Here is a 10,419-nt window from a genome sequence, read left to right on the forward strand (position 1 = left end):
TTTTGTAAATTTGACTTAGGTATGAATATAACTGTTTTATCGTTTTTACGATAATTGCGGCAATCTGCCCTCTGTTAAATATATATAAATAGTCTTACGTTACACGTCTAAAAACCATTTATCCCCCTTTTATTCTCTATTTAAAAATAGAGGATAAATAGAGTTAGCTATTATCTTAATTTATTAAGTTAATGGTTAGATATATATTTAAAAAATAGGAATAATTAATGAAAAAGTTATTATTATCTGCAATTATCACTTCTGCAATGGCTGTGATTGCCACTCCTGCATTTGCAGAAGACACTGTTACTCCTGCACCCACAGAAGTAACAGTCAATGGCGGTACTGTTAACTTTGAAGGTTCTGTTGTTAATGCAGCTTGTGGTGTTGATAGTAGCTCAGCAAACCAAACTGTTCGTTTAGGTCAATTCCGTGTTGCCGAATTTACTAAAAAAGGTGATGAAACAGGTCGCATTCCTTTTAGTATTAAATTAAATAACTGCGATATTACCGTTTCAACATTAGCTGCAATTACTTTTAATGGTACCGCTTCGGATGGCGATGCAAGCGCATTTGCATTACAAGGTAGTGGTGCGGCGGCAAATGTCGCATTAAAAATTACTGACTCCAGCAGTAAAAATGTTATTCCAGGCCAACCATCAACGACTCAAAAATTAATTGAAGGCGAAAACCAATTAAATTATAACGCATCTCTTGTTTCAACAGATGACACCGTTAAGGCGGGTAGCGCAAACGTTACCACAAACTTTATGGTGACCTATTCTTAATAGCTAATTATTTTTGATTGATATCTTATTGCCAAGGACGGCATATTTTTCTCAAAAATACAATTACCCTATATTCATTACCTAATATATTTCAATCATGAAAAAAATACTTATATTTCTTATTATTTTTCTCTTTCCATTATTATCTTATTCTAATGGTGTTTCATTAGGTGCTACACGTATTATTTATAATTCAAATATTAAACAAACCAACCTTGTTATTACTAACTCCGATAAAGAAAATAGCTTTTTTAATTCAATCATGGGTTTCTGATAATCAAGGCGTTAAAAATAACGATTTTATAGTAACACCTCCTTTTATATATTTCTTGATGCAAATAAAGAAAATGCATTAAGAATTATGTATACCGGTGCATCTCTACCTGAAGATAGAGAAAGTTTATTTTGGATGAATGTAAAAGTGATCCCGTCATTACAAGATGAACTCGCTAATGAAAACACACTACAAATCGCAATACAGAGCCGCATAAAGCTTTTTTATCGCCCTGGAAATTTGCCTGCTTATAATGAAAAAGTTGCAAATGAGATTTCTTTTTCTTACCAGAATGGTGAGCTTATTGCGAATAACCCAACGCCTTATCATATCACTATGGTGAATTTAGCAGTAGCGGATAATAAACTCCCTGCAAGTATCATGATCAATCCTTTCTCTCAATTAATGTTAGGAAAAATAAAGAGCAATGCGAGCTTAATTTCATTTCAAACAATAAATGATTATGGCGCGCAGACGGCAGTATTAAAAAAAGAAATTTCTCATTAATGATTGCATCGGCTCCAAGCGTCTTGGTCAAAAACATGATTAATAAAAATACAGTTTATTTTTTCTTTTCTGGTGCTATGACTATATCAATGGCGTTGCCATTGTTGGCACACAGTGCAAACCGATTTAATCCTGCTTTTTTGGCTGATTCTCCTGATTCTGTCGCCGATTTAAGCTATTTTGAAGCTGGAAATAGTATCAAACCGGGAGATTATCCTCTTGATATTATTTTTAATCATGAGTATCTGAGAACAGAAAACATTCATTTTATTAGCCAAGATAAAACTGTAATTCCTTAGTTTAAATAAATCTTTTTATCAATCACTAGGTATTAATATTAAAATATTTTCTGATATTGAAAATACCTTAGATAATCAATGTATTAATATTGAAGATATTATTCCTGACTCTGTTGTTAATTATGATATTGATAAACAAGCATTAAAAATTCAAATCCCTCAAGCAGCTTTAGATCTTAAAGCCCGTGGTTATATTCCACCAGAGAAATGGGATAACGGCATTACTGCAGGAATATTAAATTATACCTTTAGCGGCGCCAACAGTTGGGGAAATTCTCATAATAATAGTTACTATCTCAATCTACGTAGTGGGATCAATATTGGTGCTTGGCGATTAAGAGATTATTCCACTTGGAATTCATCAAATGGAAAAAATCAGTGGAACCATATCAATACTTATCTTCAACGCAATATTGTGTCACTAAAAAGCCAATTACAAATTGGCGACAGTTATACGTCATCAGCACTTTTTGACAGCATTAATTTCCGAGGTATTTCCTTAGAAAGCGATAACACGATGTTACCTGATAGCCAAAGAGGTTTTGCCCCTATTGTTAGGGGGATCGCAAATAGCAATGCCAAAGTCGTTATAAGACAAAATGGCTATATTATTTATCAAACCTTTGTTGCCCCTGGCGCATTTGAAATTAGAGATCTCTATCCAACATCAAATAGCGGCGATCTCTATGTTTCGATTGAAGAAAATGACGGCAGTAAACACGATTATGTTGTGCCGTATTCTGCCGTGCCCATTTTACAACGAGAAGGTCAAAAACAATTTGTGATCCAAGCAGGTGAAATTCGCCAAAATAATCAAAATAAAAAACCACGCTTTTTGCAAGGCCATCTGATCTATGGATTACCTTATGACACAACGGCATACGGTGGCGCTTTAGTTACCGCAGAATATCAATCTTATGCGCTTGGGGTTGGTAAAAATATGGGCACCTTGGGTGCCATGTCAACGGATATCACTTTTGCTCATAGCAAACTCCCTGATGATTCAATATCAGAGGGCTACTCTTTACGCTTTCTCTACGCAAAATCACTTAACCAATTTGGTACTAATTTTCAGTTATTAGGCTATCGCTATTCTACTTCTGGCTTTTACACACTGGAAGAGACGCTCAACACAAGTATGTCTGGTTATCTCTATGAAGATAATCAACAAACACCTTCGCGTTATTTTGATCTGCGTAATCATAAAAAAGGCAGTCTCCAGATCAATTTGTCACAACAACTTGCCGATTATGGCTCTGTTTTTATGACAACACACTGGCAAAACTATTGGGGAACAAATGAGAAAAACGTATTAGTCCAAACAGGTTATAACGGCAATATTAAAGGGCTTTCTTACAACATTATTTATAGTTATAACCGCATGATGAACAGTGGGGAACGGGATCAAACACTTTCTCTTGGGGTTTCTATTCCGTTACAACTTCTTATGCCTTCAAGTTATCAATCAAGTAATAGTGCCTATCTCACTTATAATTACAGTCATAATAATAACGGCTATTCTGCCCATAATGCAGGTGTTGCTGGCACATTACTCGATGACAATACGTTAAATTACAGTGTTCAACAGGGATATAGTAATCAAGGAGGGAGTTATACAGGCAGTGCTTCTCTTGGATATCAAAGCCGATATGGCAATCTCAATGCTGGCTATAACTACCATCAAGATGCTCAACAACTCAATTACAGCCTTGCAGGCGGTATGTTGTTACATAGTGAAGGGATCACATTAAGTCAGCCATTAAGCTCAAATACTATTCTCGTTGATGCTGACAAAACAGCAGATGTCCCTATTGATAATGCGACGGGTATTTATACTGATTGGCGCGGATTTGCTGTTATTCCTTATGCGACAGCTTATCGTCAAAATAAAGTGGCACTTGATACCACCACACTCCCAGACAATGTCGAGATTGAACAAAATATTCAGCAAGTTATTCCCACTCAAGGTGCCGTTATTAAAGTTAACTTTGACGCTAAAACGGGATATCGCTTATTACTGACACTAAAACAACAAGGGCGGCCTTTACCTTTCGGTGCAATTGCCACCGATAAGCAAAACCATCTCTCCGGTATTGTGGGCGATGACGGTTTGCTCTACCTCTCTGGCGTCCCTCATTCAGGCCTATTGGATGTTCGCTGGGGCAATGGATCCTCTAAACATTGCCAAGTCAATTATCAATTACCTTCTGAACAACATAATGAGCCCTTTATAAAGATGACACAGGAGTGCCAATAATGCGCAGATTAATGGTTATTTTAGCTTTATTGATACTTTCTATAAGCAAAGGCAATACCTATGACACGCTGATCCAAATTAATGCCAGAGTGACAGGCAACACTTGCACGGTAGAAACCAATTCAAAAAACATTACGGTAAAATTGGGTAATATTGCGACGAAAGATTTCACTTCAACGACAATTGCTCAACAACGTACACCGATTATCCCTTTTAGTATTAAGTTGATAGATTGCCAACCCGAAGCCAGCGGCGTAAAAGTCAGTTTCAAAGGCACACCGTCTACATCCGATAATACATTGCTTGCGATTAATCAAGATGGGGCTCAAGGTGTTGCTATTGCGCTTATGGATAAGTCAGGTACACCTATTGCCATCAATGAAAAGAGCCAACCTTACCCCTTATTGCCTAATCAAGATAATACCTTGCAATTCTATGCCCGCTACGTCGCAACACATTTACCTGTAAGTTCAGGTCAAGCTAATGCAACCACGACTTTTTTACTGGAGTACCAATAATGAAATATTCCCTTTCTTTCTTATCATTACTGGTTTTTTTAGTGCTTATTCCTGAAAAAATGGCGTGGGCAGTAGCAGATCCGCTCATTGTATCTCCGGTTCCGATGAGTTTTGATGGTGCAGCAGACGGAACCCCCGCAGGTACTCCAATTACTTCAACATGGATTGGAGAAACATCCGTTTATAATGGTTTTAAATGTGAGAATAAATTTCTACAAAAATGCTGGGTTGAAACCCTTTATGCTAATGCATTAGGTTCAAAAATAAGTGGCATTTACTATTACGAAGGCAGTAATCGATATCCCGTTTATGCCCTTGCTGGTGTAAAAGGCATTGGTTATGCCTTTGGTTTAAAAGATAACAATGACAGCGTTTCTTATGTTCCTATTGATGTAGGCACAGGCTCAAGTGCGACGGTTATTTATCCCGCAGTCGGATCAACAGTCAACAAAGGTGTAGATCGTGTTTCATTAAAAGCAAAAGTTGTCTTTGTTGTCACTGACGAGCACTTAGAAACGGGTGTTTATAATATTCCTTACACTGTCATTGCAAATACGTGGTCTGAATATGGTGGCGGTCATAAAGGTAACAACACCTCACTTGTTGCAATAAATCCTGTAACAATCACCATTAAGGCCCGAGGTTGTACAGTTAATACCAAAAATCTCACTTATAAATTAGGTGATATCTCAATGCGGGATATGAGTGCGATCGGCTCGACATCAAAAACACAAACCAAATCTATTTCAGTAACTTGTGATACTAATGTTCACTTGTATGCCAGCATGACAGACCAATCCACTTATTCTAATAATACAGATACCCTCACCTTAACATCAGATTCAGATGCATCAGGCATTGGTATTCAGTTTTTCTTTAATGATAACCCTAGCCCAGTCACTTATGGACCCGACATTAGTGCCACGGGACAACCTAATCAACGTTTACTTCATATAACAACGTCTAATAACGAAAACTACACATTAAACCTGTCGACTCGGTATATCACAACTGGAACATTAAAACCTGGTAAAGCAAACGGGTTAGCCAGTCTGACATTTTCTTATCAATAATGATTTGTATTTTTAAGGCTGATAAATGATAGATAGCAGCAAAACCATTAATTTTCGAATAGGCCAGCGAATACGCCATTTACGAAAAAAATTAAAATGCTCAGGGACGTTATTTGCAAAAGAATTAGAGATAAGCCAGCAACAGCTTTCTCGTTATGAACGTGGGAACTAATAGGGATCAGTATCGAATTAATTTTATCGTATCTCTGAAAAAATTTTGATGTTTCATATTTAGTTTATTTTTTTTACAAAGTGATTTATGCGTCATTGTATTGAACAACGAAAAAAAAAAACTCAAGAAAAAAAAATAATCGGTTAATTTGCCGAAAAGCTGTATTAAGAATGATTTTAATTTAGCATAGCCTTATTTACCTTTTTTGCTTATCACTGACTCTCTTTTTTCTTCTTTTTTTATAAAAAAGCCACCTTTCAGGTGGCTTCAAATTATATTCAAACGCGATTAGCGTCCTGCTTTTAATTTTTGGTAATAGCTTTCGTATAATACCGTTGCATCACCCACATCATTTTGCCATTCACCTTTATTAATAATCTCTTCTGTTGGATAAAGAGAATTATCTTTTGTGATCACATTTGGCAGTAACTTTTGTGCGGCGAGATTAGGTGTTGGATAACCAATATTTTCTGCGACTTTTGCTGCAATTTCAGGGCGTAATAGGAAATCGATAAGTTTATGAGCACCTTCGACATTCTTGGCATTAGCAGGGATAGCCAAACTGTCCATCCAGAAAATACCCCCTTCTTTTGGCCACACCATTTCAATCGGTGCACCCGCATCGCGAGCAATAAATGCAGAGCCATTCCAAATCATCCCTAAATTAACTTCCCCTTGCATATAAGGGTTAGCGGGGTTATCTGAATTGAATGCTAATACATTTGGCATCAGCTTTTGTAGCTCTTTATACGCTTCTTCAATCTCTTTAGGATCTGTAGTGTTACCTGAATAGCCTAATTTCAATAAAGCCATTTGAAACACTTCACGAGCATCATCGGTTAGTAATAAGCTATCTTTATATTCAGGTTTCCATAAATCTGCCCATGAAGTAATGCTACTCACATCAACTTCATCGCTATTAATACCAATAGCCGTCGCCCCCCAAATATAAGGGATGGAATAATCATTTTCTGGGTCGAATGATTTATGCAATAAGCTAGGATCGAGATTATCAAAATTGGTTAGTTTTGATTTATCGATTTTTTGTAGCATACCTTCATGACTCATTTTAGAAATAAAATAAGTGGAAGGAACCACCAAATCATAAGCACCTTCTTTGTAGGTCTTTAACTTGGTATACATGCTTTCATTGGATTCATAGGTGGAATAAATCACCTTAATCCCAGTTTCTTTCGTAAACTGTTCAAGCAAACCAGGCGGCACATACTCCGTCCAGTTGTAGAAATATAATGTCTTACCATCATCAGCAGATGCTGTGCCGATACTTAATGCCATTACGCTGGCAGCAAGTACTGAGGACCACTTTTTCATTTATGTTTCCTTCAGTGGTTGATGCGTTAATATCAAATAGGCAGCGAGCCTACCTCCAACAGATTGGTCTTCAAGACCCCAAAAAGTGCGAGAAACTCGCACTAATACATTGTTTACGCTTTGCCAGTTCTGTCTCTTAAGATCAACTGACTAATTAACACTAATATTAAGGATAGACCTAAAAGGATGGTTGCAAGTGCATTCACTTCTGGCGAAACCCCCACTTTTACCATTGAATAAATTTTCAGTGGTAAAATTTCATAGCTTGGCCCCGTCACAAAAGAGGAAACGACGACGTCATCCATAGATAACGTAAAGCTTAATAACCAACCTGAAGCCACTGCTGGCATTGCTAATGGCATAATGATTTTACGTAAAATAGTAAATTCACCCGCCCCTAAATCTTTAGCTGCTTCCAACATTTTTACATCAAATCCACTTAATCGTGAGTACACAGTAACCACAACAAATGGCAGACAAAATGTAATATGTGAAAATAGAAGCGACCAAAATCCTAATGAAACACCTAGGATCATAAACAGGACAAGTAAAGAGATCGCCATAACAATATCTGGCGACATCATCACAACAAACAGCATTCCACCCACAAATTTTTTGCCACGAAAACGGTAGCGATAAAGTGCAACCGCCGCTAATGAGCCAATTAATGTCGCAAATGTCGCAGACGTGACTGCCATTGTTAATGAATGCCCAGCCGCTTGAAGCAGGCTGTCATTATTAAATAAAATGGCATACCAATCTGTGGTAAATCCTTTCCAATTAATCCCGAAACGTGATGAGTTAAAAGAGTTAACTATCAGAATGATGATCGGGATATAAAGATACGCGTAAATAATGGACATAAATCCACCACGCAATAACCGTCCTATCATTCTATTTCTACCTTCTTATGCAGTAACTTCACGGCTCGGTAATACACAAACAGCATTAATCCCATCACCAAGGTTAAACAAATACTTGTGGCTGCACCGAAAGGCCAATCACGAATATTTAAAAATTGGCTCTTAATGACGTTACCAATTAATAAATTTTTCGCGCCCCCCATTAAATCAGCAACAAAGAATAAGCCCATCGCAGGTAACATCACGAGTAAACAACCCGCAATAATGCCCGGCATGGTTAATGGAATAATAATGCGAATAAAGGTTTGAAATTTATTAGCCCCTAAATCGCGCGCTGCTTCTAAACAAGGTTTATCTAATTTCTCAATGCTGGAATATAACGGTAATACCATAAAAGGTAATAAAATATAAACCAGCCCCAGCACAACGGCTTCTGGGGTATAAATAATTCTGAGTGGTTTATCAATAAGTCCAATCCACAACAAGAATTCGTTAAAATAACCTTTCGTACTTAGGAATATCTTTAATCCATAAATACGAATAAGCGAGTTTGTCCAAAAAGGTACAATCAATAAAAACAACATTAATGGCTGTATTTTCTTAGGCATTTTTGCAAGGAAATAAGCAAAGGGATAACCTAATAGTAAACACGCTAATGTTGCGACCACCGCCATATTAATAGAATGCAGTAACACTTCTGCATACATAGGATCAAATAAGCGATAGTAGTTATCGAGTGTAAAGACCATCTCGACAAGATTGGCATCATCACGAGTTAAAAAACTGGTCGCAATGATCATGATATTCGGCAAGAAGACGAACACCATCAACCAACCCACAACACCTGTAATTACGATGTTTTGAAATAGTTTACGTGTTTTCTTCATCTGCCAGCACGACCTCCCAGCTTTCAACCCAAGTTACTGCAATTTTTTGGTCTAACGAGTGATCAACATCTGGATCATCTTCATTAAAAAATTCACTGACCATCACCACCTTGCCATTTTCCATCTCAACAACAGAATCTAGCGTCATGCCTTTATAGTTACGTTCACGAACATAACCAATTAGCCCAGGAAGGTTTTCAAGATCGTGAATTTCTTCAACACGGAGATCTTCAGGTCGAAGTAATACTTTGAGTGGCTGGTTTTGTGTCACAGGTAATGTGGTATAGATATCACATTCATGACCTTCAACATCAGCACGGATCCGCGTTTCATCAATGCGATGAAGAACGCGCGCATCAAAGATATTAATTTCACCTATAAATTGCGCAACGAACAGATTGGTTGGCTCTTCATAAATTTCTCGCGGAGTACCATCTTGCTCGATACGGCCTTCACGCATCACCACGATCCGGTCTGACATAGTCAGCGCCTCTTCTTGGTCATGAGTCACGAAAATAAAGGTGATCCCTAATTTACGCTGTAAGGCTTTTAATTCATTTTGCATCTGTTTACGTAATTTGTAATCCAGTGCCGATAATGATTCATCAAGCAATAAGACCTTGGGTTTATTCACAACCGCACGCGCAATCGCGACACGTTGTTGTTGCCCCCCAGAAAGGTGCGCAGGACGGCGTTGTGCGAAATCTTCAAGTTGCACCATACGCAAGGCTTCTTCAACGCGACTATTAATCTCATCAGCAGGTGTTTTTTGCATACGAAGACCAAATGCGACATTTTCAAAAACCGTCATATGTGGGAAAAGCGCGTAACTTTGAAAAACGGTATTTACAAAACGTTGTTCTGCTGGGATATCCGTAATATCTTGCCCATCAAGGATAATTTGCCCATCATCAACGTCTTCTAAACCCGCGATTAAACGCAAAACCGTCGTCTTACCACAGCCCGAAGGACCAAGGATGGTTAAAAACTCGCCATGGTTGATAGTGAGATCGAGGCGGGAAATAATTTGTTTTCCGTCGAAACCTTTACTTAAGGATTTTAATTCGACAACTGGTATCAGAGATGTTTTCTCAGTCATTTAAGGTAATACTCTATCCCGAAGAATAATGCAGATAGAACCGCCACTGGAAAAGACTGTGTGAGCTGCCGGAGCATTATGCTCCACAGAAGCCCAAAACCAGCGACGCCGTATGTATAGTACAAGCGGAAAATAATAAACGCAGTGGCGTGAAATTGAAAGCAAAAAGGCGCATAAACAATGAAAAACTATTCATATTTAAGTTTTTCATCATAAACCACGCCCTTGATAATTTATATTAAAAATGCAATGAAATCAAAAGGCTATTAATTCATATAAATCATAAAAATCGATTAAGTTTATGATTAAATAATTTTTCTCTTAGAAGTTGTCTAATTGCCTTATTTTCC

The 10,419-nt window shown here is 37.5% G+C and carries 11 protein-coding genes; 7 read left to right on the forward strand and 4 right to left on the reverse strand.

The features are described from left to right. The first annotated feature begins 227 nt into the window (after positions 1 to 227). The 7 genes from BHE89_RS01425 (at position 228) to BHE89_RS24665 (ending at position 5,888) form a co-directional block, all read left to right on the forward strand. Positions 228 to 788, forward strand: a complete 561-nt coding sequence (locus tag BHE89_RS01425) for a fimbrial protein (RefSeq protein ID WP_069366984.1) — start codon at positions 228 to 230, stop codon at positions 786 to 788. Positions 789 to 1,110: 322 nt separating this feature from the next. Continuing rightward, complete coding sequence (locus BHE89_RS01430) at positions 1,111 to 1,569, forward strand: fimbrial biogenesis chaperone (RefSeq protein ID WP_286145816.1); 459 nt, start codon at positions 1,111 to 1,113, stop codon at positions 1,567 to 1,569. Next, on the forward strand, positions 1,569 to 1,868 hold the full coding sequence (locus tag BHE89_RS24660; RefSeq protein ID WP_141008251.1) for a FimD/PapC N-terminal domain-containing protein: 300 nt from the start codon (positions 1,569 to 1,571) through the stop codon (positions 1,866 to 1,868). The genes BHE89_RS01430 and BHE89_RS24660 overlap by 1 nt, the downstream gene beginning before the upstream one ends. Positions 1,869 to 1,923: 55 nt before the next feature. Next, positions 1,924 to 4,125 carry a fimbria/pilus outer membrane usher protein gene (locus BHE89_RS01435; protein ID WP_286145817.1) on the forward strand — a complete coding sequence of 734 codons (2,202 nt, stop codon included), beginning with the start codon at positions 1,924 to 1,926 and terminating at the stop codon, positions 4,123 to 4,125. Beyond that, positions 4,125 to 4,643, forward strand: a complete 519-nt coding sequence (locus BHE89_RS01440) for a fimbrial protein (protein WP_069366986.1) — start codon at positions 4,125 to 4,127, stop codon at positions 4,641 to 4,643. The genes BHE89_RS01435 and BHE89_RS01440 overlap by 1 nt, the downstream gene beginning before the upstream one ends. Then, on the forward strand, positions 4,643 to 5,716 hold the full coding sequence (locus BHE89_RS01445; protein ID WP_069366987.1) for a fimbrial protein: 1,074 nt from the start codon (positions 4,643 to 4,645) through the stop codon (positions 5,714 to 5,716). Before BHE89_RS01440 ends, BHE89_RS01445 begins: the two co-directional genes overlap by 1 nt. A gap of 25 nt (positions 5,717 to 5,741) precedes the next feature. After that, positions 5,742 to 5,888, forward strand: coding sequence for a helix-turn-helix domain-containing protein (locus tag BHE89_RS24665; protein ID WP_286145815.1), 147 nt, complete (start codon positions 5,742 to 5,744; stop codon positions 5,886 to 5,888). Between the two features lie 288 nt (positions 5,889 to 6,176). Here the strand turns inward: BHE89_RS24665 and potD are convergent, their stop codons facing one another. From potD to potA, 4 genes are all read right to left on the reverse strand, one after another. After that, positions 6,177 to 7,220 carry a spermidine/putrescine ABC transporter substrate-binding protein PotD gene (potD, locus tag BHE89_RS01455; RefSeq protein ID WP_069366989.1) on the reverse strand — a complete coding sequence of 348 codons (1,044 nt, stop codon included), beginning with the start codon at positions 7,218 to 7,220 and terminating at the stop codon, positions 6,177 to 6,179. Positions 7,221 to 7,333: 113 nt separating this feature from the next. Continuing rightward, positions 7,334 to 8,113, reverse strand: a complete 780-nt coding sequence (gene potC / locus BHE89_RS01460) for a spermidine/putrescine ABC transporter permease PotC (RefSeq protein ID WP_069366990.1) — start codon at positions 8,111 to 8,113, stop codon at positions 7,334 to 7,336. Next, positions 8,110 to 8,970, reverse strand: a complete 861-nt coding sequence (gene potB / locus BHE89_RS01465) for a spermidine/putrescine ABC transporter permease PotB (RefSeq protein ID WP_023583058.1) — start codon at positions 8,968 to 8,970, stop codon at positions 8,110 to 8,112. Before potB ends, potC begins: the two co-directional genes overlap by 4 nt. Next, positions 8,954 to 10,069 (reverse strand): spermidine/putrescine ABC transporter ATP-binding protein PotA, encoded by a 1,116-nt coding sequence (gene potA, locus BHE89_RS01470; protein WP_069366991.1) that lies wholly within the window; start codon positions 10,067 to 10,069, stop codon positions 8,954 to 8,956. The genes potB and potA overlap by 17 nt, the downstream gene beginning before the upstream one ends. Positions 10,070 to 10,419 lie beyond the last annotated feature (350 nt).

It is taken from the genome of Shigella sp. FC1967 (genome assembly GCF_001743005.1).
In the GTDB taxonomy this organism is placed as follows: domain Bacteria; phylum Pseudomonadota; class Gammaproteobacteria; order Enterobacterales; family Enterobacteriaceae; genus Proteus.